The 21,835-nt window shown below is 70.3% G+C and carries 21 protein-coding genes; 17 read left to right on the plus strand and 4 right to left on the minus strand.

All coding sequences use genetic code 11. From position 1 onward, the window contains the following. Positions 1 to 71: 71 nt before the first annotated feature. From OG331_RS39820 to OG331_RS39860, 9 genes are all read left to right on the plus strand, one after another. Positions 72 to 719: a riboflavin synthase gene (locus OG331_RS39820; protein ID WP_406205951.1), complete on the plus strand. Its 648-nt coding sequence runs from the start codon at positions 72 to 74 to the stop codon at positions 717 to 719. Beyond that, positions 716 to 1,357 carry a nicotinamide riboside transporter PnuC gene (locus tag OG331_RS39825; RefSeq protein ID WP_406205953.1) on the plus strand — a complete coding sequence of 214 codons (642 nt, stop codon included), beginning with the start codon at positions 716 to 718 and terminating at the stop codon, positions 1,355 to 1,357. Before OG331_RS39820 ends, OG331_RS39825 begins: the two co-directional genes overlap by 4 nt. Continuing rightward, complete coding sequence (locus OG331_RS39830; RefSeq protein ID WP_406205956.1) at positions 1,354 to 2,721, plus strand: bifunctional 3,4-dihydroxy-2-butanone-4-phosphate synthase/GTP cyclohydrolase II; 1,368 nt, start codon at positions 1,354 to 1,356, stop codon at positions 2,719 to 2,721. The genes OG331_RS39825 and OG331_RS39830 overlap by 4 nt, the downstream gene beginning before the upstream one ends. 25 nt (positions 2,722 to 2,746) lie before the next feature. Next, positions 2,747 to 3,232 carry a 6,7-dimethyl-8-ribityllumazine synthase gene (gene ribH / locus OG331_RS39835; RefSeq protein WP_030946752.1) on the plus strand — a complete coding sequence of 162 codons (486 nt, stop codon included), beginning with the start codon at positions 2,747 to 2,749 and terminating at the stop codon, positions 3,230 to 3,232. Positions 3,233 to 3,266: 34 nt separating this feature from the next. Beyond that, a complete protein-coding gene (locus OG331_RS39840; RefSeq protein ID WP_406205959.1) occupies positions 3,267 to 3,539 on the plus strand; it encodes a phosphoribosyl-ATP diphosphatase in 273 nt (90 codons plus the stop codon). Between the two features lie 49 nt (positions 3,540 to 3,588). Beyond that, positions 3,589 to 4,437 (plus strand): ATP phosphoribosyltransferase, encoded by an 849-nt coding sequence (gene hisG / locus OG331_RS39845; RefSeq protein ID WP_406205962.1) that lies wholly within the window; start codon positions 3,589 to 3,591, stop codon positions 4,435 to 4,437. A 19-nt stretch (positions 4,438 to 4,456) separates the two neighbouring features. Beyond that, the gene (locus OG331_RS39850; protein ID WP_406205965.1) at positions 4,457 to 4,915 is read left to right on the plus strand and encodes a PH domain-containing protein; all 459 of its coding nucleotides are present in this window, start codon (positions 4,457 to 4,459) and stop codon (positions 4,913 to 4,915) included. A 220-nt stretch (positions 4,916 to 5,135) separates the two neighbouring features. Continuing rightward, a complete protein-coding gene (locus OG331_RS39855; RefSeq protein WP_406205968.1) occupies positions 5,136 to 6,461 on the plus strand; it encodes a hemolysin family protein in 1,326 nt (441 codons plus the stop codon). Then, positions 6,458 to 7,546, plus strand: coding sequence for a hemolysin family protein (locus OG331_RS39860; protein WP_406205970.1), 1,089 nt, complete (start codon positions 6,458 to 6,460; stop codon positions 7,544 to 7,546). Before OG331_RS39855 ends, OG331_RS39860 begins: the two co-directional genes overlap by 4 nt. Before the next feature lie 24 nt (positions 7,547 to 7,570). On the opposite strand, the gene OG331_RS39865 is transcribed toward OG331_RS39860, so the two are convergent. Both OG331_RS39865 and OG331_RS39870 read right to left on the minus strand, forming a co-directional pair. Next, on the minus strand, positions 7,571 to 9,436 hold the full coding sequence (locus tag OG331_RS39865; protein WP_406205973.1) for an AAA family ATPase: 1,866 nt from the start codon (positions 9,434 to 9,436) through the stop codon (positions 7,571 to 7,573). A 430-nt stretch (positions 9,437 to 9,866) separates the two neighbouring features. Further along, complete coding sequence (locus OG331_RS39870; RefSeq protein ID WP_406210618.1) at positions 9,867 to 10,487, minus strand: uridine kinase; 621 nt, start codon at positions 10,485 to 10,487, stop codon at positions 9,867 to 9,869. Positions 10,488 to 10,730: 243 nt separating this feature from the next. Here OG331_RS39870 and OG331_RS39875 point away from each other — a divergent pair, with 243 nt between their 5' ends. From OG331_RS39875 to OG331_RS39895, 5 genes are all read left to right on the plus strand, one after another. Next, positions 10,731 to 11,684, plus strand: a complete 954-nt coding sequence (locus tag OG331_RS39875; RefSeq protein ID WP_406205976.1) for a hypothetical protein — start codon at positions 10,731 to 10,733, stop codon at positions 11,682 to 11,684. A gap of 37 nt (positions 11,685 to 11,721) precedes the next feature. After that, positions 11,722 to 13,263, plus strand: a complete 1,542-nt coding sequence (locus OG331_RS39880) for an amino acid permease (RefSeq protein WP_406205979.1) — start codon at positions 11,722 to 11,724, stop codon at positions 13,261 to 13,263. A gap of 250 nt (positions 13,264 to 13,513) precedes the next feature. Next, entirely contained in the window at positions 13,514 to 14,875 is a 1,362-nt protein-coding gene (locus tag OG331_RS39885) for a peptidase C39 family protein (protein ID WP_406205982.1), read from the plus strand. A gap of 63 nt (positions 14,876 to 14,938) precedes the next feature. After that, positions 14,939 to 15,079, plus strand: coding sequence for an SCO1431 family membrane protein (locus OG331_RS39890; protein ID WP_406205985.1), 141 nt, complete (start codon positions 14,939 to 14,941; stop codon positions 15,077 to 15,079). Between the two features lie 147 nt (positions 15,080 to 15,226). Then, the gene (locus OG331_RS39895; protein ID WP_406205988.1) at positions 15,227 to 15,886 is read left to right on the plus strand and encodes a TetR/AcrR family transcriptional regulator; all 660 of its coding nucleotides are present in this window, start codon (positions 15,227 to 15,229) and stop codon (positions 15,884 to 15,886) included. A 63-nt stretch (positions 15,887 to 15,949) separates the two neighbouring features. Here OG331_RS39895 and OG331_RS39900 read toward each other — a convergent pair whose 3' ends face one another. Next, positions 15,950 to 17,191: a glycoside hydrolase family 18 protein gene (locus tag OG331_RS39900; protein ID WP_406205991.1), complete on the minus strand. Its 1,242-nt coding sequence runs from the start codon at positions 17,189 to 17,191 to the stop codon at positions 15,950 to 15,952. Between the two features lie 337 nt (positions 17,192 to 17,528). On the opposite strand from OG331_RS39900, the gene OG331_RS39905 reads away from it, so the two are divergent. From OG331_RS39905 to OG331_RS39915, 3 genes are all read left to right on the plus strand, one after another. Then, on the plus strand, positions 17,529 to 18,701 hold the full coding sequence (locus OG331_RS39905; protein WP_406205994.1) for an acyl-CoA dehydrogenase family protein: 1,173 nt from the start codon (positions 17,529 to 17,531) through the stop codon (positions 18,699 to 18,701). 350 nt (positions 18,702 to 19,051) lie between these two features. After that, complete coding sequence (locus tag OG331_RS39910) at positions 19,052 to 20,155, plus strand: hypothetical protein (RefSeq protein WP_406205996.1); 1,104 nt, start codon at positions 19,052 to 19,054, stop codon at positions 20,153 to 20,155. A gap of 12 nt (positions 20,156 to 20,167) precedes the next feature. After that, positions 20,168 to 21,271: a phosphotransferase family protein gene (locus OG331_RS39915; RefSeq protein ID WP_406205999.1), complete on the plus strand. Its 1,104-nt coding sequence runs from the start codon at positions 20,168 to 20,170 to the stop codon at positions 21,269 to 21,271. Between the two features lie 37 nt (positions 21,272 to 21,308). On the opposite strand, the gene OG331_RS39920 is transcribed toward OG331_RS39915, so the two are convergent. Then, positions 21,309 to 21,743 (minus strand): hypothetical protein, encoded by a 435-nt coding sequence (locus OG331_RS39920; RefSeq protein ID WP_362381302.1) that lies wholly within the window; start codon positions 21,741 to 21,743, stop codon positions 21,309 to 21,311. Positions 21,744 to 21,835: the final 92 nt, after the last annotated feature.

Here is a 21,835-nt window from a genome sequence, read left to right on the forward strand (position 1 = left end):
TCTGCTCGTACATTCTGTCGTCATCGACAGCCCCGGAGTCCGTGCCCCGATGTGGCAGGAGGACCCGGGAAGTGTTCACCGGAATCGTCGAAGAGCTGGGCCAGGTCACGGCCGTCGAGACCCTCGACGACGCCTGTCGCTTCCGACTGCGTGGCCCCGTCGTCACTGAAGGCGCAAAACACGGCGACTCCATCGCGGTCAACGGCGTCTGCCTCACGGTCGTCGATCACGAGGGCGACGAGTTCACCGCCGACGTCATGGCCGAGACCCTCAACCGCTCCAGCCTGGGCGCCCTCACCGTCGGCTCCCGCGTCAACCTCGAACGCCCCACTGCCGTGGGTGACCGCCTCGGCGGCCACATCGTGCAGGGCCACGTCGACGGCACCGGCGAGGTGCTGGACCGCAAGCCCTCCGAGAACTGGGAGATCGTGAAGATCTCGCTCCCCGCGGACCTCTCCCGGTACGTCGTCGAGAAGGGCTCCATCACCGTCGACGGCATCAGCCTCACCGTCGTCGACGCCGGACCCGACTACTTCACCGTCAGCCTCATCCCCACCACCCTCGACCTGACCACGCTCGGCCTCAAGCAGCCCGGCGACCCGGTCAACCTCGAGGTCGACGTCATCGCCAAGTACGTCGAGCGGATGCTGGGCGACCGGGTCTCCTCCGACCGGGGCTCCTCCGACCACGGCTCCTCCGAAGGGGCGACGGCCAAGTGAACTCGCTGAACTCCGAGGCCTTCACCCTCTTCGGCCAGCACATCCTCTGGTCGGACATGGTCGGCAACCTCTTCGGCCTGGCCGCCCTCGCCCTCGGCTGGCGGCGCTCGATCTGGACCTGGCCCGTGCAGTTCCTGGCCGGCCTGATCCTCTTCGGCGCCTTCTACGGCCACCTCACCGGCAGCGCCGGCAAGCAGGCCGTCGTCATGCTCGTCGCCCTGTTCGGCTGGTGGCAGTGGCAGCGCGGCAAGGGGCAGGGCGAGGACGGCCACATCGCCGTACGGTTCGCCACCTGGCGCGAGCGCGGGGCGATGGCCGCGGCGGCCGCCGCCGGCACCGTCGCGGTGGCGCTGCTCTTCAAGGCGTACCCGACCCTGTCCTGGGACCCCTGGCCCGACGCCTACATCTTCGTCGGCACCGTCGTCGCCATGTACGCGCAGGCGCGCGGCATGGTCGAGTTCTGGTTCGCCTGGCTGCTCGTCGACCTGGTCGGCGTGCCCCTGAACTTCGCCAACGGCTACGCCTTCTCCGGCTTCGTCTACGTCATTTACGGCGCACTCGTCCTGTGGGGCATGCGCGACTGGTGGCTGCGCTCCCGCAAGGACGCGCGGCCCGTCCTGGAAGGAGCGCCGGCATGACCACGGCACCCGTTCTGTACAGCACCCACAAGGCCGAAGGCATCGAGGACTGGTCACTCGACCCCGTCGAGCAGGCCATCGCCGACATCGCCGCGGGCCGCCCGGTCGTGGTCGTCGACGACGAGGACCGGGAGAACGAGGGCGACCTCGTCATCGCCGCCGAGCACGCGACCCCCGAGATCGTCGCCTTCATGATGAGCGAGTGCCGCGGCCTGATCTGCGCCCCCATGGAGCCCGAGGAGCTGGACCGGCTGGGGCTGCCGCAGATGGTCGAGGACAACACCGAGTCGATGAAGACCGCGTTCACGGTCTCCGTGGACGCCTCGGGCGCGCACGGCGTGACCACGGGCATCTCGGCCTCCGACCGGTCGACCACGCTCCAGCTCCTCGCGAGCGGCAAGGCGGAGCCGTCGGACATCGTCCGCCCCGGCCACATCTTCCCGCTGCGCGCCAGGCCCGGCGGCGTCCTCGTCCGCAACGGCCACACCGAGGCCGCCGTCGACCTCGCCCGGCTCGCGGGGCTGCGCCCGGCCGGTGCCATCGTCGAGATCGCAGGCGAGGACGGCGAGATGCTGCGGCTGCCCGAGCTGATCCCGTTCGCCCGCAAGCACGGCCTGAGCATCATCTCCATCGAGGACCTGATCGCCCACCTCCGGGGCGCCGAACTCCCGAAGCCGGCCGAGCAGGAGCCGACCCGGGCGGAGCAGCGACCGGCCCCGGCCGAGCCCACCGTCCGCCGCGAGGCCGAGGTCCACCTGCCCACCGCGCACGGCACCTTCACGGCGTACGGCTACCGCTCCACCGTCGACGGCGTCGAGCACGTCGCCCTCGTCCACGGCGAGATCGGCGACGGCGAGGAGGTCGTCGTCCGCGTCCACTCCGAGTGCCTCACCGGCGACGTCTTCCACTCCCTGCGCTGCGACTGCGGACCCCAGCTGGAGGCGGCCCTGGAGCGCATCCAGGCCGAGGGCCGCGGCGTCGTCGTCTACCTGCGCGGACACGAGGGCCGGGGCATCGGCCTGATGTCCAAGCTGCGCGCCTACGAACTCCAGGAGCGCGGCCGCGACACCCTCGACGCCAACCTCGAACTCGGCCTGCCCGCCGACGCCCGCGACTACGGCGCCGGCGCACAGATCCTGGCCGACCTCGGCGTGCGCAGCGTGCGCCTGCTGACCAACAACCCCGACAAGTCCGACGCGCTCCTCGGGTACGGCCTCAAGGTCACCGAGCGGGAGCCGATGCCCGTACAGGCGGGCGAGCACAACCTGACGTACCTGCGCACCAAGCGGGACCGGATGGGACACGACCTGCCCTGGCTGGACCCGGCACCCGTGGCCCCCCTGACCACCTGCACCAACCAGTAGAAGCACACCGAGGAGACCTGAGAACGTGAGCGGCAAGGGCGCACCCGAACTGTCCGTACGCAATGTGGGCGACCTGCGGGTCGCGGTCATCGCGGCGCAGTGGCACGAGAAGGTGATGGACGGTCTGGTGGACGGCGCCCTGCGCGCCCTGCACGACCTGGGCATCGACGAGCCGACCCTGCTGAGGGTCCCCGGCAGCTGGGAACTGCCGGTGGTCGCCAAGGTCCTCGCGGGCCGCGGCTACGACGCGATCGTCGCCCTCGGCGTCGTCATCCGCGGCGGCACCCCCCACTTCGAGTACGTGTGCCAGGGCGTGACCCAGGGCCTGACGCAGGTGTCGGTCGAGACCGGTGTCCCGGTCGGCTTCGGCGTGCTGACCTGCGACACCGAGGAACAGGCCCTGGACCGTGCGGGCATCGAGGGCTCCAACGAGGACAAGGGGCACGAGGCGGTGACGGCGGCCGTGGCGACGGCGGCGACCCTCCGCTCAGTATCTGAACCCTGGCACTGACGAAAGGCACATGTGGCATAGGCTGAGCGGCACCATGTCCAATAAGACGTTCGAGGAGCTCTTCACCGAGCTCCAGCACAAGGCCACCCACGGCGACCCCGCCACTTCCCGCACCGCCGAGCTGGTCGGCAAGGGCGTCCATGCCATCGGCAAGAAGGTCGTCGAAGAGGCCGCCGAGGTCTGGATGGCCGCCGAGTACGAGGGCAAGGAAGCGGCGGCCGAGGAGATCTCGCAGCTGCTGTACCACGTCCAGGTGATGATGGTCGCCCGCGGGATCTCCCTGGACGACGTCTACGCCCACCTCTGAGCACCACCACCCCCGCACACCGTAAGAGCGAACGAAGGAAGCCGACCTCATGCTGCGCATCGCCGTCCCCAACAAGGGTTCCCTGTCCGGCCCTGCGGCGGAGATGCTGCATGAGGCCGGCTACCAGCAGCGCCGCGAGTCCAAGGAACTGCGGATCGTCGACCCGGTGAACGAGGTCGAGTTCTTCTACCTGCGCCCGCGCGACATCGCGATCTACGTGTCCTCCGGCAGGCTCGACATCGGCATCACCGGCCGCGATCTGCTGATCGACTCCGACGCGGACGCCGAGGAGATCCTGCCGCTCGGCTTCGCCCGCTCCACCTTCCGCTTCGCCGCCAAGCCCGGCACGGCGAACGGCATCGACGACCTCAAGGGCAAGACGGTCGCCACCTCCTACGAGGGCATCGTCGCCGGCCACCTGGCCGAGCAGGACATCGACGCCTCCGTCGTGCACCTCGACGGTGCCGTCGAGACCGCCATCGAACTCGGGGTCGCCGAGGTCATCGCCGACGTCGTCGAGACCGGTACCTCCCTGCGCAACGCGGGCCTGGAGGTCTTCGGCGAGCCCATCATGAAGTCCGAGGCCGTCGTCATCCGCCGCACCGGCGCGGACGCCGAGGAGCTCAAGGTGCAGCAGTTCCTGCGCCGCCTGCAGGGTGTCCTGGTCGCGCGGACGTACGTGATGATGGACTACGACTGCCGCGTCGAGCAGCTCGAGAAGGCCGTCGCCCTCACTCCGGGCCTGGAGTCACCGACCGTGTCGCCGCTGCACAACGAGGGCTGGGTCGCCGTCCGGGCGATGGTCCCGGCCAAGGAAGCCCAGCGGATCATGGACGACCTGTACGACATCGGGGCGCGGGCCATCCTGACCACGGCCATCCACGCCTGCCGCCTCTGAGCCGAGGGGCCGTACACCGATGTCTTCCGAACTGCCCACCCTGCCCCTCACGTTCCGGCCGGGTCGCACCCGGGCCGTCCTGCTCACCGCCGGCACCGCGATCTTCGTCGTCATCACGGCGGTCGCGCTGCTGCTGGAGAAGCTCGGCCCGGGGGAGCGGCTCAGCTTCGTCCTCACCGGCGCGCTGATGTTCGGCGTGCTGGCCATGCTGGCGCGGGTGAAGGTCGTCGCCGACGAGTCCGGCGTCACCGTGGTGAACATCGCCACCAGGCGCCGTCTGGAGTGGGCCGAGATCGTTCAGGTGAACCTCCGCCCCGGCGACCCCTGGGTGTTCCTCAACCTCAGCGACGGCACCAGCCTGCCCGCGCTCGGCATCCAGCCGGGCATCGCCAAGCAGCGCGCCATCGCCGACGCACGCACCCTGCGGGCGCTCGCCGAGGCCCGCTCCATCAGGGATCCCGAGGAGCACCAGGGCTGAGAAGGGCCCCAAGGGCTGACTCGGGGGCATTCCCCCTGCCGTAAATCGCGATGTCTTGATTAATCTGTTGGCGGAGGCGTTTTTGTGACGCCTCCGCCTTTGGTGGTCCAACCGGCCATCCGAAGTCCCTGCTACCCGAGGAGTGATTCCCTCCAGCGATGGACGGATCGTCCTGTAGTACCTGCGCCGCCCCCTCCCGACATACCGGGGCGGCGGCATCATGAGCATCCCCTTGCTGCTTCTCGCAGCCGCGTTCCTCCTGATTCTCGCCAACGGCTTCTTCGTGGCCGCCGAGTTCGGCCTGGTCACGGTCGAGGCGACGGACGCCGAGAAGGCCGCCGCGGAAGGCGACCGACGGGCCCACCGGGTCGTCGAGTCGCTCAGGGAACTGTCCTTCCAGCTCTCCGGCACCCAGCTCGGCATCACCATCACCTCCCTGGTCGTCGGCATGCTCGCCGAACCGGCGCTCGCGGAGCTGCTGGGCGGCCCCTTCTCCGCGATCGGGATCCCCGACGGCGCGGTGTCCGGTGTGGCCGTGGTCGTCGGCATGCTGCTGGCCTCGGCCGTGCAGATGGTGATCGGCGAGCTCGTGCCGAAGAACTGGGCGGTGTCCCGGCCGATGCAGGTCGCGCGCTTCGTCGCCGGCCCGCAGCACGCCTTCGCAACCCTGTTCCGCCCGGTGATCGCCGGCCTGAACTCCGTCGCCAACCGTCTCGTCCGCGCGCTCGGCATCGAGCCCGCCGAGGAGCTGGCCTCCGCCCGCACGCCGGGGGAGCTGGTCTCCCTGGCCCGGCACTCCGCCCAGGCCGGCGCCCTGGAACAGGACACCGCCGACCTCTTCGTACGGACCCTGTCGCTCGCCGAACTCACCGCGCAGCACGTCATGACCCCGCGCGTGAAGGTCAGTGCGCTCCAGTCGTCGGCGACCGCCGAGGACGTGGTGAACCTGACCCGCGCCACCGGTCTGTCGCGCTTCCCGGTCTACCGGGAGAAGATCGACGAGATCGTCGGCATGGTTCACCTGAAGGACGCCCTGGCGATCCGTTCGAGTGATCGTCTGCGCACCCCGGTCGGCCGCATCGCCCGCCCGGCGCTGCTGGTCCCCGAGACCCTCCCGGTCCAGCCCCTCCTCGCCCAGCTGCGCAGCGAGCAGCCCATCGCGGTCGTCGTCGACGAGTACGGCGGCACGGCCGGGGTGGTCACGCTGGAGGACATCGTCGAGGAGCTCGTCGGCGAGGTCCGCGACGAGCACGACGGCCAGGACCTGCCAGAAATCGCCGCCGCCCCGCCGGAGGACGGCCGGCCCGCCTGGGACGCGGACGGCAGCTGCCGGGTCGACATCCTCCAGCGCATAGGACTCGACGTGCCCGAGGGGCCGTACGAGACCGTCGCCGGACTGGTCGCCGACCTGCTCGGGCGTATCCCGGCTGTCGGCGACAAGGCGGAACTGCCGGGCTGGCGGCTGTCGGTGCGCCGGGTCGGCCACTACCGCGCCGAGCGCGTCCGGCTGGTCCGGACCGGTGCCGTGGTGGAGGTCGCCCGATGAGCGTGCTCCAACTCCTCTTCGCCGGGCTGCTCGTGCTCGCCAACGGATTCTTCGTCGGCGCCGAGTTCGCCCTCGTCTCGGTCCGCCGCAGCCAGATCGAACCGCTGGGCACCGCACGGTCCCGTCAGGTGCTGTACGGCCTGGAGCGGCTGCCGCAGATGATGGCGGCGGCCCAGTTCGGCATCACCGTCTGCTCCCTGACGCTCGGCGCGGTCGCCGAGCCGACGGTGGCGCACCTGCTGACGCCGGTGTTCGAGTGGATCCACCTGCCGCACGGCCTGATCCACCCGCTCACCTATGTCATCGCGCTCGCCGCGGTGGTCTTCTTCCACCTGGTCATCGGCGAGATGCTGCCGAAGAACCTGGCGATGGCGGCGCCGGAGAAGGTCGCGCTGTGGCTCAGCCCCGGCCTGGTCTGGTTCGCCCGCTTCTGCAAGCCGATCACCGTGGCCCTCGGGGCCGTATCGCATGCCATCCTGCGGCTCTTCCGGGTCGAGCCGAAGGACGAGGTCGAGGCGGTGTTCACGAGCGAGCAGCTGAACCGGCTCGTCGAGGACTCCGGCCAGGCGGGCCTGCTCGACCCCGAGGAGCAGGAACGTTTGGAGGACGCCCTGGAGCTGGGTTCCCGCCCGGTGACGGACGTCCTGCTGAAGCGTGAGTCCCTGGTGACCGTCAGCCCGTCGGTCACCCCCGGCCAGATCGTCGCGCTCACCGCCCGCACCGGCTACTCCCGCTTCCCGGTCGCTGCGGAGAACGGCGCCTTCATGGGCTACCTGCACGTGAAGGACGTACTGGACCTGGAGGAGTCGCAGCGCGCGGTGCCGCAGCAGGTGTGGCACCCGATGACGACGCTGCGCTCCGAACTGCCCCTGGACGACGCCCTCACGGTCATGCGCCGCGCCGCGACCCACCTCGCCCAGGTGGCCGACGCATCCGGCAAGGTGCTGGGGCTCGTCGCGCTGGAGGACGTACTGGAACTCCTGGTCGGCGAGGTACGCGACCCTGCGCACCGGGAGCTGCCGGAGGTACGGGTGACTGCGCCGCGGGTGAACACCGGGGAGCCGGAAGAGGCACTGGCCGGCTGATCGCGCACCGGCTCGCGGGATCCGTCACATGGCCGACGGATCCTGCGGGCCCCTTCCCGACAGCACCTCGCCGTAGGCCTGCATCAGGTCGGGCAGCCGCAGCGTCGACAGGTCGTCCCTCGTCAAGGCTCCCGGATAGGTCGACAACCGCAGATCCCGGTACGCACAGCTCTTCTCGTACAGCGTCCGCAGGAACCGCCCGTTGCCCAGCTCGTCGATCCACCCCTGGTCGACCACATGCCCGGCGATGGAGCGCAGCTCGTCCAGCGCCTCCTCGTCCCACACGTCCCCGTTCTCCGCGGCGAGCACCTCGCCGATCGAGGTCAGTTCGAGGGGACGGTACGAAGGGAAGTCGACGCGGGTCGTGAAGCGCGAGGACAGGCCGGGGTTCGCGGCCAGTAGCCGGTCCATGCCCTCGGGATAGCCGGCGAGGATCACCACCAGGTGGTCCCGGTTGTCCTCGGCCCGCTTCAGCAGCACCTGGAGGGCCTCGTCGCCGTACGCGTCGCCCTTGCCGTAGCCGGTGTTGGAGAGGGAGTAGGCCTCGTCGACGAAGAGGACCCCGCCGAGCGCGGAGTCGATGAGTTCGTTGGCCTTCACGGCGGTCTGGCCCAGATACTCGCCGACCAGGTCGGCCCGCTGGGCCTCCACGAGATGGTCGCCGCCGAGGAGCCCGAGGGCGTAGAAGACACGGCCCAGAATGCGGGCGACCGTGGTCTTGCCGGTGCCGGAGGGGCCGGAGAAGACGAAGTGCCGCTTGGGCGGCTGCACCGGCAGGCCCTGCCCGGTGCGCAGCCGGGCCATGTTCAACTGGGCGGACAGGGCCTTGACCTGGCGCTTCACGGGCTCCAGCCCGACCATGCGCTCGAGCTCGGCGAGCGCCTCCTCGAGTAACTGGGGGTCGGTGGGCCCGGCGGGCAGCTGATGCGCCGGTACGGCCGTCCTCTCGCGCACCGCCGGGTCGACCACCGACGGCAGCGGACCGGTCGGCGGCAGATCGGGGTCCGACAGCTTCAGGTCCCGTCCCTCGATGCCGAAGAGCGGGTCGAGTCCGTCGGGTCCGTCGCCCAGGTCCGGTCCGATCCCGGTGAGGGTGATCGCCGCGAGGTCGGCCGGGTCGTCGTATCCGTCGCTCTCGGCGATGGCCGCGAGCCGGGCCGAGGTGTCCATGAAGGCGGGGTCGACGCGGTGCACGGCACGGTAGAGCGGGAGAGCGGCGGCGGACCGGCCCGTGCCCTCGTGCGCGCGGGCCAGCCAGTACCGCAGCTCCTTGCGCTGCGGCTGCTCGCTGCGGCACCGCATCAGCGCGGCCGACAGCAGCGGCTCGGCCTGCCCGTACGTCTCCAGCCGGACCCGCGCCATGCCGCCGAACAGGCCCGCCTCGATGCCGAGCATCGTGTCGTCGAGCAGTGGGTCGGTGTGCCGGACGAGCTGGTCCCAGTCCTTGACCAGATAGGCCCGGCAGGCGTGCAGGAAGCGGACCTGGTGATCGGTGTCCACGGGCGGGAGCCCGGCCAGCGCGCGGTCCAGCTCCGGGACGTGCCGGCCGTCCAGCCAGTGCGAGGCGTGCGCCAGCAGCAGATCGCGCGGGCTCTCCAGCACCGGCTGCACCCACCAGCCGAGCCAGTACCAGGAGTTGATGGTCCGCCGATGTCGCGCGCGCTGTTCCCCGAAGCGGTCCCGGTGCCGGAACATCCGCAGCAGCGCGGTCGTCGTGTCGACGCGCAGCGCGTGCAGACCGAGCCAGCCGTCGGCCATCCCGGGATCGATCCGTACCGCGGTGCGGAACTCCTCCTCCGCCTGCGGATAGGCCCCCATCGTGTAGGCATCCACACCTCGCAACCAGGCGAGGTCGGCCGGGGCCTCGGGGCCCCGCGTGCCGAAGTCCATCACGTCCCCCACAAACCGTGCCCCCGTCGGTTGGCCGACCGCTCGTCCGACGGCCGCCGTGGTCGAACCGCCGTGCCGCGGACCGGAGTTGCAACGGTGCGCAGAGCAGCCGTCCGTAGGTCGCACCGATGGCATCGTACCTGCGAGGGTGTCGCCCGCCCCAGGGTGCCGCACCGGCCGTTTGTCGAGGTGGGAGCAGATCGGGCGGAGCGCCCTCGGTGACCGAGGGTGAGCGATTCGCGCCTCTCGGCGCCCGAAAAGTGGAGTGAGGGCAGAACGAAGCCCCCGATCACGGGGGAACAACCGGGGGCTTCGCGTCTGCGGGGCGGCCTCGAATGACCGCACATTCAGAACGTAAGTCCTGTACGGCCCCCGGGTCAAGCAGAGTTGAGGCACTCCGCGAACTTGCTCCGGAGGGCTCTTCACAAGTTCAGCACATTGCCGATGGGTCGTCACCCTGTGTGATGGCGTGGTCCGGTCCATTGGTCCCGGCAGGCCCACGAACCACCTCATATCCCTTCCCGCACTGCAGAACCAGAAGATCGGCGAAGGGCCTGGACGGGTCCTCGGTGAAGTGCTTTCGCTCCGCCCCGACCCACCCGTCCCAGAACTCCCGCTGCTCCTCCCCGTCCCGCGCGCGGCCCCTCGCCCAGGACTCCTCGCGCGGCAGTTCCATCCAGAGCAGCTGGGCGAGATACGGGCGCAGCGCACGGCGACCGGCGCCGACACCCTCGACGAGCATCACCGGAGCGGGCGGCAGTGCGCGGGGCGATCCGAAACGGCGGGCCCGCCAGTCGTAGGGCGCGCAGTGGGCGGTCCCGCCCTGCGCGAGCGGTTCGATGACCTGGCTCAGCAGCCGCTCGGTCCACTCGAACAGCTCGTCGTGGCTCGCGATGTCGTCGAGGCGCAGCACCGGGGCGTCGCCGAGTGCCCGGGCCAACTGCCCGGCGAACGTGGACTTTCCGGAGCCGGCGTGTCCGTCGACGGCGATCAGGCGGACCGGGCCGCAGGACGGGGGGAGGCGGCGGAGCCGGGTGGCGAGGTCGTGAATCGTTTTTCCTGAAGTGAGACGGGGCGGTGGGCATATTTCGTTGGAACATTCTAGTAGTGGGTGAAAGCGGATGCAGAGACGGGATGAGAAAAGGTGTCGCTTTGAACTAGCCGGCGGATGTCCACAATGCCGCCGAAAAACTCAAGCCACCACACTGAAATCTGCGTTCCGGTTGAGCCGCACGCTGAGTAAGGTGCCTGGTGTGCAACTGTGAGGCGCCGTAACGGGGATGGGCTGGGACAGATGGCCGCGGGGTTATTCGAGGGGCAGTATGTGTGGCATCCGGCGGCCGACGACCGTGTGCTCGCGAGCGTATGCGTCGATGTCCGGGCCGGGCGGTATCTGAGCGCCCGCGATGCCCTGACCGAAACGCGCGGTCACTTCGCCCTGCGGGCCCATCGCTCCCTCGTGCTCGCCTCGGAGGCCGCCGACTCCGATCTCGTCGAGCGCTGGCTCACCGAGGAGCCGGGACCCGAGGCGGCGCTGCTGTGGGCGCGGGTGGCGGTGCTGCGGGCGGTGCGCGCGGCCGACGCGCGCGACCCGCGCACCGAGGCGCTGGAGCGGATAGCGCTGGCCGCCTGCGACCGGGCCGCGACGGCGGACCCCGCCGATCCCACGCCCTGGGTGGCCAAGCTGGCCATGGCCCGGCTGCACCGGCTGCGCGACGGGGCGCCCCGCGGACTGCTCACCGCCCCGCCCGGGCCGTGGCGCCTGTTCGCGCACATCCTCTCCATCGACCCCTGGCACCGCGAGGCCCACCACCGCTTTCTGGCCTGCTTCTTCACCCGGTACGGCGGCTCCGTGACCGCCGCCTGGGACGTCGCCGCCTTTCTCGGCCAGCGGGCGCCCGCCGACTCGCCGCTGAGGCTGTTGCCGCTGGTCGCCCTGGTGGAGTGCTACGACCCGACCCAGCTGCTCGCCGACCGGGTCTGGGAACAGCCGCAGTGGCGCACGACCGCCCTGGCGATCCACCACCACTGGCTGCCGACGGTGACCGACTACCCCTTCACGCCGGTCCTCGACCTGGCCTATCTCGCGCATGCCCTGGTCATGGCCCGGCACGAGGAGGAGGCACGCGCCGCCTTCACGGCGATGGGGCCGTACGCCTCGCGCATGCCCTGGTCCGTCTTCGGCGACCCGGCCGAGCAGCTGTCCCGGGCGCGCCGCGCCTGCGGCCTGCTCGTGCCGGGCGCCTGACGGACCGCAACCCCCCACCAAGAGAAAGGTCCGACCCGTGTCAGAACGGATGACGGCGCCGCGCGCCCGAGCGCGCGGGGGAGCCGATCCGAGCGCGCTCGACGACGACGCGACCCTGCATGCGATGGGTTATCCGAGAAAACTCACCCGCCGCTTTCAGGCGTTCGACAATTTCGCCATCTCATTCACCATCATCAACATAATCTCGGGAATCTTCTCGGGTTTCGGGTTCGGTCTGAACGCGGGCGGTCCGAGCGTTCTCGTCTTCGGCTGGATCGGCGTCTCCGTCATGGTGCTCTTCGTGGGAGCAGCAATGGCGGAAGTCGCCTCCGCCTATCCGACGAGCGGCGCTTTGTATTTCTCCGCCGGAAAGCTCGCCAAACGCCACAAGGGCGCCTGGTCCTGGTACACCGGCTGGCTGAACTTCGTCGGCCAGGTCGGCGGCACGGCCGCCACCGGGTACGCCGCCGCGACCTTCATCCAGGCGTTCATCGCCCTGCAGTGGCCCTCCTACGAGCCGTCGGGCCACCGGACGGTGCTGATCACAGCGCTGATCATCGTGCTGCAGGGGCTGGCCAACACCTACACCGTGCACCTGGTTGCCGTGCTGAACCGGATCTCAGTGTGGTGGCTGCTGATCGGGCTCGTCGTCATCGTCAGCGCTTTGATCGTCATGCCCGATCACCATCAGTCGGCTTCGTTCGTCACGCATTTCGCGAACAACACCGGTTTCACGAGCGGCCTTTACGGCGGGATGCTCGGTCTGCTGGTCACGAGCTGGACCTTCACCGGCTTCGACGGCAGCTTCCACATGTCCGAGGAAACGGTCCGGGCGACGGTCAATGCCCCGCGGGGCATCACGCGGGCGATCGCATACTCGGCGATTGCGGGACTGCTGCTGATGCTCGCATTGGTCTACAGCATTCGTGACTACGAGCGCGTGGCGAGCGCCGACGCACCGCCCGTGCAGATCCTGATCGACGGGCTCGGAGTGGGCACCGCCAAGGTGCTGCTGCTGATCGTGATCGGCGCGATGCTCTTCTGCGGCCTCGCCAATCTCACCAGCAACACCCGGCAGATCTTCGCCTTCTCCCGGGACGGCGCGATGCCCGGCTCCCGCTGGTGGCACTCGGTCTCGCCGCGCACCCGTACCCCCGTCAAGGCGGTGTGGCTCGCGGTCGCCTGCTCGCTGGCGCTCGTGCTGCCCGGCTGGTGGTCGCACACGGCGTTCACGGCCATCGTCAGCGTCAACGTCGTCGGCCTGTTCCTCGCGTACGCCGTCCCGATCCTGCTCCGGCTGCGCCTCGGTGACGAGTTCCAGCCGGGGCCGTGGCACCTGGGCCGCTGGGGACGGCCGGTCGGGGTGGTGGCCGTGACCTGGATCCTGCTCAGCAGTGTCCTGTTCATGCTGCCGCATGCCTCGCCGGTCACCGCCGACACCTTCAATTACGCACCGGTCGCGCTGGCCGGCGTCCTGGCCGTGGCCACGGTGTGGTGGTTCGCCTCGGCCCGCCGCCGCTTCCACGGCCCGGTCAGCTACGGCCGCCCCGACGAGGTCGCCGCCATGGACCTCGTCTGACGATTCGTCACCCGTCCCGGCGTACGCCGCCGCAGTGGCGTACGCCGGGACACCCGCTCGTTCATCCCACCCCGCGCGCAGGGCGGTTGGGGGACAGGCAACCCCCTCAGGTCGTGCCACTGGTCGACACCAATATTGGTGGGGCGCGCCAGGCGCCAAGTGCTGGCAGACGAAGGCGCCCGCGGTCATAGTGGGCGGACAACCGTGCACCGGACCCGCCCGACTCGGACACCTGGGGGTTCTTCCGCCCATGAGCAGAGCCGAACAGCCGTCCCGCAGAATCGTTCTGGCGGCCGCGGTCGCCGCAGCCGTCACCGGCAGCGCGGGCCCCGCGGTCGCCGACGCCCGCCCCGCGGCCAAGGGCCCTGCCGCCGCCCCGGCCCGCACCGTCGACAACCGTGCCTGGACCTCGTATGCCGACTGGCGCGGCGGCGCAGCACGGGGCACTCGTGCCGTCGCCGGCGCCCGCCCCGGCATCGTGATCGCCACGCCCGCCGGCAGCACCGACTACACGGACCCGCACACCGGCAGGACCGCCCGCTGGGAGTACGCGACCTGGACGTCCCCCGTCCACCGGCTCACCGTCCCCGCGACCGAGGCGATCGCCTCCTGGAACGCGCACACCCCCGACGGCAGCTGGCTGCAGATCGAACTGCAGGGGACGTACTCGGACGGCGCCGCCACCCCCTGGTACGTGCTGGGCCGCTGGGCCGCCGGCGACCAGGACATCCGGCGGACCTCGGTCGACGACCAGAGCGACGGCAAGAGCAGCGTGTGGACGGACACGTTCGCCATCGACGACCCGGCCACCGGGCTGCGCCTGGCCTCGTACCGGCTGCGGCTGACCCTCTACCGCAAGCCCGGCACGAAGATCACCCCCAAGGTCTGGCGGGCCGGCGCGATGGGCTCCGACGTCCCCGACCGCTTCACCGTCCCGGCCTCCGCACCCGGCCGCGCCCGGGAGCTGACCGTCCCGCGCTACTCGCAGGAGATCCACGTCGGCCAGTACCCCGAGTACGACAACGGCGGCGAGGCCTGGTGCAGCCCCACCTCCTCGCAGATGATCGTCGAGTACTGGGGCGGCAGGCTCACCCAGGAGCAGCTGGCCTGGGTCGACCCGGCGTTCGCCGACCCCCAGGTGTGCCACGCGGCCCGGTTCACGTTCGACTACCAGTACGACGGCTGTGGGAACTGGCCGTTCAACGCCGCCTACGCGGCCACCTTCAAGGACATGCAGGGCGTCGTCACCCGGCTCGGCTCGCTCACCGAACTGGAGAGGCTGATCGCGGCCGGCATCCCGGCCATAACGTCCCAGTCCTTCCTGAAGGAGGAGCTGACCGGAGCCGGGTACGGCACGGCCGGGCATCTGATGACCGTCGTCGGCTTCACCGCCGACGGCGACGTGATCGCCAACGACCCGAACTCACCGAGCAACGAGGCGGTGCGGCGCGTCTACAAGCGGCGCGAGTGGGAGAACATCTGGCTGCGGACCAAGCGGTACAACGCTGACGGGAAGGTCGTCTCCGGCACCGGCGGCGTGTGTTACCTCTACTTCCCGGCGCGTCCGACCCTGCGCCAGCGCGCGGCGCTCGCGGCGGCGGGGGTGCGCTGAGGGGCCCTCGGCTGTGACCAATTTCTCCGCCGCACATACCGGTCGCGGTGGCAGGGTGGGCGTATGACCACGCACTCAGCCACCGCCACCCGCGTCCGTACCGGCGGCCCCAAGGAAGACGGCCCGAAGATCCTCGAGCACGTCATGGGCTGGACCCTCGTGGTGGTCGTCGCGATGCTGGTCACGCAGCTCGGTCTGCTGTGACTTGACACACACGGGCCCCTTTGACCGGACATCTACCGACTCTGCTGTAGAGCGGCTCCATCAAAGTCGATCAGAATCGAACGAGCAGCTGGTGTCCCTCTGCCATACTGCGGATGTCCTGCCGCCCGTTGGATAACAGGGTCGAAATTGAATATCAGTCAACAGCGCGACGCGGCCCGCCCTCGGGCCCGCGGCACCGAGCGCTCGATGGCGCGCCGTGCCGAACTCATCGTCATCGGGCGGAAGCTGTTCGCCGACACGTCGTACGACGCGCTCTCCATGGACGACATCGCCCGGCAGGCCCATGTCGCCAAGGGGCTCATCTACTACTACTTCCAGTCCAAGCGCGGCTACTACCTCGCGATCATCGAGGACTCCGTCGCCGGCCTGGTCACCTTCGCCGCGAGCGGCCTCGAACTGCCGCCGGTGGACCGTGTCCACCGCACCATCGACAGCTACCTCCGCTACGCCGAGCACAACCAGGCCGCCTACCGCACCATCGTGAGCGGCGGCGTCGGCTTCGACACCGAGGTGCATGCCATCCGGGACGGTGTGCGCGAGGCGATCGTGGCGACCCTGTCCGAAGGGGCGTACGGCCGTACCGACATCGCCCCGCTCGCCCGGATGGGCCTGCTCGCCTGGGTGTGCAGCGTCGAGGGCGCCACCCTCGCCTGGATCGACAGCCCCGAGCTGCCCCGCGACACCATGTGCGAACTGCTGGTGAAGACGCTGGGCGGCGCCATGCGCGCCATCGAGGAGATGGACCCCGACCACCCGGCACCGGAGCCGGCCCGCCGCGACGGCTGACCCGGGGCACGACAAGGGGCGGAGGTCTCGTGGTCCTCCGCCCCTTGCCCCCCGTGCGACCGGCTAGTTGATCGCCTTGATCAGCTCACCGCCCGTCGTGTCCCCGCTCAGTTCCCAGAAGAACGTCCCGCCCAGCCCCTGCTGGTTCTTGTACGTCATCTTCGTCGCGATGGTCGCGGGGGTGTCGTAACTCCACCAGTTGCTCCCGCACTTGGCGTACGCGGTGCCGCCCACGGTCCCGGTCGCCGGGCACTTGGTCTTGAGCACCTTGTAGTCCTCGATGCCCGCCTCGTAGGTGCCTGCGGCCGCCCCGGTCGCCGTGCCGCCGGGTGCCGACTGGGTGACGCCGGTCCAGCCGCGGCCGTAGAAGCCGATGCCGAGCAGCAGCTTGGACGACGGGATGCCGAGGCCCTTGAGCTTGGCGATGGTCGCCGAGGTGTGGAAGTCGGCCTTCGGGATGCCGGAGTAGGAGTTCAGCGGGGAGTGCGGAGCCGTCGGACCGGTCGCGTCCCAGGCCCCGAAGAAGTCGTACGTCATCGGGTTGTACCAGTCGACGTACTGCGCGGCACCCGCGTAGTTCGCCGCGTCGATCTTGCCGCCGCTCGTAGCGTCGGCCGTGATCGCCGCGGTGACCAGGTTGCCGGAGCCGAACTTGGCGCGCACCGCCGACATCAGGTTCTTGAACGACTCCCGGCCGCTGGTGTCACAGGTGGCACCGCAGGCGTTCGGGTACTCCCAGTCGATGTCGATGCCGTCGAAGACGTCGGCCCACTTGGAGTTCTCGACCAGGTCGTAGCAGGACTGGGCGAACGCGGCGGGGTTGCGGGCCGCCTCGCCGAAGCCGTTCGACCAGGTCCAGCCGCCGAAGGACCACAGGACCTTCAGACCCGGGTGCTTCTTCTTCAGCTCGCGCAGCTGGTTGAAGTTGCCGCGCAGCGGCTGGTCCCAGGTGTCGGCGACGCCGTCCACGGACTCGGCCGCGGTGTAGGTGCGTTCGGTCGCGGCGTAGTTGTCGCCCATGGCGCACTTGCCGCCGGTGACATTGCCGAACGCGTAGTTGATGTGGGTCAGCTTGGCCGCGGAGCCGGACGTCTCGATGTTCTTGACGTAGTACTTGCGGTCGTACGTGCCCCATTCGGTGAAGTAGCCGACGACTTTGGAACCGGCGGCCGGTCTCGGCGCCGAGGGGGCGGGTTCCGCCGTGGCGGTGCCGGCGCCGGCGAGCAGCCCGGCGCCGAGGACGGCCGCGCACGCGGCGGACAGGAGCGCCCGGAACCGGACGCGGGGGCGGTGCGAAGTGTGCATCGGGTGTCTCCTCCGTGGGGGAGAGGGGAGCTGGGCCGATTGGCATGAACGCGATGATGTGAACCGCTCCGCCAAGGTAGGAGGACTAGACCAGTACGTCAATGGTTCGGACCAATTTCGGTGCCCCGGATAACTTGCTGGATACTTCTTGGAGTGAGCGGTCGTTAACTGGTGACCGGGTGCCTCCGATCGGGCATACTCACAGGGCACAGCCGCTGGTCAGCAGCTTTCGAGACCCGGGAATTGCGACCATCGAACCGGCACCAGTGAGACCAGGCGGAGCCGCCCCACCCAAGGCGTACGTCCGCCGACGTGCCCGACAGGGAGGATCGTCGACATGCCCGACCGCGCCCCGCAGCCGGTGGACCGTCAACTGCCCACGGACGAGGCCCGGGATCTGATCTCGCTCGTCCGCGACATCGCGCAGCGCGAGATCGCCCCGAAGGCGGCCGAGGAGGAGGACGCCGGACTCTTCCCGCGCGAGGTCTTCACCCTGCTCTCGGAATCGGGACTGCTCGGCCTGCCCTACGACGTCGAGTACGGCGGCGGTGACCAGCCGTACGAGGTCTACCTCCAGGTCCTCGAGGAACTCGCCGCGGCCCGCCTCACCGTCGGCCTCGGCGCCAGCGTGCACACCCTGGCCTCCTACCCCCTGGCCGCCTACGGCACCAAGAAGCAGCAGGTCGAGCACCTGCCCGCGATGCTCGGCGGCGGACTGCTCGGTGCGTACTGCCTGTCGGAACCGGCGTCGGGATCGGACGCCGCCTCGCTGCGGACCAAGGCGGTGCGCGACGGCGACGACTGGGTGATCACCGGCACCAAGGCCTGGATCACACACGGCGGCATCGCCGACTTCTACACGGTCCTGGCGCGCACCGGCGAGGACGGCCCGCGCGGGATCACCGCCTTCCTCGTGCCCGGTGACGCGCAGGGGCTGAGCGCGGCGGCGCCCGAGAAGAAGATGGGGATGAAGGGCTCGCCCACGGCCCAGGTCCACTTCGACGGGGTCCGGGTCGGCGACGAGCGGCGCATCGGCGACGAGGGCCAGGGTTTCGCGATCGCCCTGTCCGCGCTGGACTCCGGACGGCTCGGCATCGCGGCCTGCGCGATCGGCGTCGCTCAGGCGGCACTGGACGAGGCGGTGACGTACGCGACCGAGCGCCGGCAGTTCGGCAAGCCGATCGCCGACTTCCAGGGCCTGCGCTTCATGATCGCCGACATGGCGACGCAGATAGAGGCCGGCCGCGCGCTGTACCTGGCGGCTGCGCGGCTGCGTGACGCCGGCCGGCCGTTCGCCAAGCTGGCGGCCATGGCCAAGCTGCACTGCACCGACACGGCGATGAACGTCACCACCGACGCCGTCCAGATCCTCGGCGGGTACGGCTACACCGCGGACTTCCCGGCCGAGCGTTTTATGCGCGAGGCCAAGGTCCTGCAGATCGTCGAGGGCACCAACCAGATTCAGCGGATGGTCATCGCCCGTCACCTAGCAGGTCCCGAGGGACGCTGAACTGACCGCGCTTGACCTGCGGCGCCGCGAGCCGGATCCACTCCGGGTCGTGGTGCCCGGGCAGGGTGCGGCCACGGTCGGCCCAGGTGCGCATCAGCTCGCGGTAGATGGGCGGATCAGGCTGCTGCGGAGGCGCCGGCGCAAGCGTTCCTGCGGGCCGCGGAACGAAGATGCGGCGCTGCGGTCCGGTCGCCGAATAGGTGGGGGGCATACCAGGGCAACGCGGAGGTGGGCGGACAAGTCACCGCTCGCCGAAATCGGGCGTGAGTTCACGGACGTCCGGCTCGCTCTCTGGCCACGTGCGGCTGCCTGACGTACCGTCAGCCCAGCCGCCGCCAGGGAGGTCAGCCATGGCCGACGACCACCGTCCCGTACCGCTCGACGAGTACCCGGTGCACCAGGTTCCGCTGTCCATGAGGTACGTCGCGACCAGCGACCGCAACGCCTACGACCGCTGCATCTTCCACGTCCTCGACCACGAGGGGCGTGCCCTGCTCATCCTCGGCCTCGGGGTCTACCCGAACGCCGGCGTGATCGATGCCTACGCGACCCTGCGGGTGGGCGACACGCTGCACGCGGTGCGGGCCTCGGACGCCCTCGGCGAGGACCGCATGCGGCTCGCCGTCGGACCGCTGCGCATCGAGGCCGTGGAGCCGCTGCGACGCCTTCGACTGACGTGCGACGACGACGAGTTGTCGTACGACATCATGTGGACCGCCGACTTCCCCGCCCTCTGGGAACCGCACCACCTCCAACGCCGCGGCGACCGGCTCACTCTCGAAGGGCGCCGCTTCGTGCAGGCGGGCGGCGTGCAGGGGGTCGTGCGCGCCGGTGGTGCGGAGTTCCGAGTCACGCCCGCCGAGTGGACCGGCACCCGCGACCGCAGCTGGGGGGTGCGCCCCATGCCCGGCGAGGAGGGCGGGCGCTTCGCCGAGGAGCATCCGACCGAGGGCTTCCACTGGATCTGGTGCCCGGTGCGCTTCGAGGACCGGTTCCTGATGGTGATCGTGCAGGAGGACGCCGACGGACATCGCTCGCTGAGTGACGCCACGATGGTCCGACCCGGCCACCGCGACCGCCAACTGGGCTGGCCCCAGGCCGAGATCAGCTACCGCTCTGGCACCCGCCATCCGGAACGCGCCCTCATCCACCTCGGCGACCTCCGCAAGCCGCAGGAGCTCGAGGTGGAGGTCCTGGCCTCCTCCCCGCTCGCCGTCGGCGCCGGCTACCCGCCCGCGGACGACTGGCAGCACGGCATGTGGCGCGGGCGCGGATGGACCGACCGGCACACCTACGACCTCACCGAGGCCCACCCGTTGGCCGCGTACGGCGTCACCGACCACGCCGCGCGCTTCCGGCTGGACGGCCGGGTCGGCCACGGCATCTTCGAGCACGGCTCGTTCGGACGGCACGACCCGAGCGGGTTCGCGGACTTCAAGTCGGTTGCACCGTAGGGGGTTTGCAGCATGGCAGCCACGGCACCCCGGCCCCGCCCGCGCACCACCACCCGCGATCCGGAGGAGGTCGCCCGCCGTCTCACCGCGTGGCTCGGTACCCGACTGCCGGGGGCCAAGGCGGTCGGCATCAGGGTTCCCGAGTCCAACGGCATGTCCAGCGAGACGCTGCTCTTCGACATCGAGCACCCCGAGACGCCGGCGCGCGCCTGCGCGTTGCGGCTCGCGGCGGACCCGGCGGCGTACACCGTCTTCCCGGTGTACGACATGCCGCGCCAGTACCGGACCTTGCGCGTCGTGGCCGAGCACACGGATCTCCCGGTGCCGAAGGCGCTGTGGCTGGAGGAGGACCCCGGTCCGCTGGGGGCGCCCTTCTTCGTCATGGAGCGCGTCGAAGGCCGCGTGCCGCCGGACGTCATGCCGTACACCTACGAGGGCAACTGGCTGCATGCCGCGAGCGACGAGGAGCGTGAGCGGCTGGAGGGGGCCACCATCGGGCTGCTGGCCCGACTGCACGATCAAGTCCCGCCGCGGGAAGCCGAGTTCCTCACCCTCCCGGGCGAGGGTGACGCACTGCGGCGGCATGTCGCGGCCCAACGCGCCTACTACGAATGGGTGGTTGACGGACTCGCCCGCTCACCCCTCATCGAGGACGCCTTCGACCGCCTGGAGGACCTCTGGCCGAGCGATCCGGGCGCACCCGTGCTCAACTGGGGCGACGCGCGCATCGGGAACGTCATCTACGACGGGTTCGAGCCCGCTGCCGTCCTCGACTGGGAGATGGCTGCACTCGCCCCGCGCGAGGTCGATCTCGGCTGGACCGTCTATCTGCACCGCTTCTTCCAGGACCTGACGGTCGCCTTCGGGCAGCGAGGGCTGCCAGGCTTCCTGCGCCGCGACCGCGTCGAGGCCCGCTACGCCGACCTCACCGGTCACACACCACGCGACATGGACTTCCACACGCTGTACGCGGCCCTGCGGCACGCCGTCGTCATGCTGCGGATCGCCTACCGCCAGGCCTACTTCGGCGAAGTCGCCGTCCCGGCGGACCCGGACACACTGATCCTGCACCACGGCAGCCTGCGAGCCATGGTGCAGGGCAGCTACTGGGATTGAGCGATGCGGCGGTGGCGCCGCGCGAGGCGGGGTGCGCTCAGGCGGCCTGGCGCCGCATGTCCGGGACCCTGATGGGACGCGAGCCCGGGCCGCCGACGTGCGAGAAGGGCTGGGTCCGCCAGTCCAGCCCCTGAGGGAGCGTCAACAGCAGGGCGGTGTCCTGCTCGTGGGGCTCCTCCGACTCGTCCGCGGAGCGGGCCTCGGCAGCCCTGCGGCCCGTACCGGCGCAGACCGTGAGGCCGAACGGATTCCACGGAGAGGCGCACAGCGCGTGCTCCGGCAGAACCTCCTCGTCCGCCAGCAGGGCGATGGGCTGCGCGCAGTCCGGGCAGATCACCCGGTACATCTCGAACGTGTCGTACGCGTCGAGTTCGTCGTCGAAGGCGTCGGGTTCGACACCCTCCGGAGCGGGCTCGTCGACCGGCTGGAGCCGCTTGGGTGCGGTACGACCAGGGCGCTTAAGACTCTGCATTGGGTTCTCCCCCTCGAGCTGGGCCGTGAAGGCACTGCGGCCTCGACCACAGCAAGCACTTCCCGTCCGGTCTCGGCGGTAATCACGAGAAC

The organism is Streptomyces sp. NBC_01017, from assembly GCF_045162795.1.
In the GTDB taxonomy this organism is placed as follows: Bacteria; Actinomycetota; Actinomycetes; order Streptomycetales; family Streptomycetaceae; genus Streptomyces; species Streptomyces machairae.

Excerpts from the sequence above, each read along its gene's own strand:
- hisG (WP_406205962.1), top strand. The coding sequence starts at position 3,589 with ATGCTGCGCATCGCCGTCCCCAACAAGGGTTCCCTGTCCGGCCCTGCG.
- OG331_RS39830 (WP_406205956.1), top strand. The coding sequence starts at position 1,354 with ATGACCACGGCACCCGTTCTGTACAGCACCCACAAGGCCGAAGGCATC.
- OG331_RS39900 (WP_406205991.1), bottom strand. The coding sequence starts at position 17,191 with ATGCACACTTCGCACCGCCCCCGCGTCCGGTTCCGGGCGCTCCTGTCC.
- OG331_RS39855 (WP_406205968.1), top strand. The coding sequence starts at position 5,136 with ATGAGCATCCCCTTGCTGCTTCTCGCAGCCGCGTTCCTCCTGATTCTC.
- OG331_RS39885 (WP_406205982.1), top strand. The coding sequence starts at position 13,514 with ATGAGCAGAGCCGAACAGCCGTCCCGCAGAATCGTTCTGGCGGCCGCG.
- OG331_RS39865 (WP_406205973.1), bottom strand. The coding sequence starts at position 9,436 with ATGGACTTCGGCACGCGGGGCCCCGAGGCCCCGGCCGACCTCGCCTGG.
- OG331_RS39860 (WP_406205970.1), top strand. The coding sequence starts at position 6,458 with ATGAGCGTGCTCCAACTCCTCTTCGCCGGGCTGCTCGTGCTCGCCAAC.
- OG331_RS39840 (WP_406205959.1), top strand. The coding sequence starts at position 3,267 with ATGTCCAATAAGACGTTCGAGGAGCTCTTCACCGAGCTCCAGCACAAG.
- OG331_RS39875 (WP_406205976.1), top strand. The coding sequence starts at position 10,731 with ATGGCCGCGGGGTTATTCGAGGGGCAGTATGTGTGGCATCCGGCGGCC.
- OG331_RS39890 (WP_406205985.1), top strand. The coding sequence starts at position 14,939 with ATGACCACGCACTCAGCCACCGCCACCCGCGTCCGTACCGGCGGCCCC.
- OG331_RS39915 (WP_406205999.1), top strand. The coding sequence starts at position 20,168 with ATGGCAGCCACGGCACCCCGGCCCCGCCCGCGCACCACCACCCGCGAT.
- OG331_RS39850 (WP_406205965.1), top strand. The coding sequence starts at position 4,457 with ATGTCTTCCGAACTGCCCACCCTGCCCCTCACGTTCCGGCCGGGTCGC.
- OG331_RS39905 (WP_406205994.1), top strand. The coding sequence starts at position 17,529 with ATGCCCGACCGCGCCCCGCAGCCGGTGGACCGTCAACTGCCCACGGAC.
- OG331_RS39920 (WP_362381302.1), bottom strand. The coding sequence starts at position 21,743 with ATGCAGAGTCTTAAGCGCCCTGGTCGTACCGCACCCAAGCGGCTCCAG.
- OG331_RS39910 (WP_406205996.1), top strand. The coding sequence starts at position 19,052 with ATGGCCGACGACCACCGTCCCGTACCGCTCGACGAGTACCCGGTGCAC.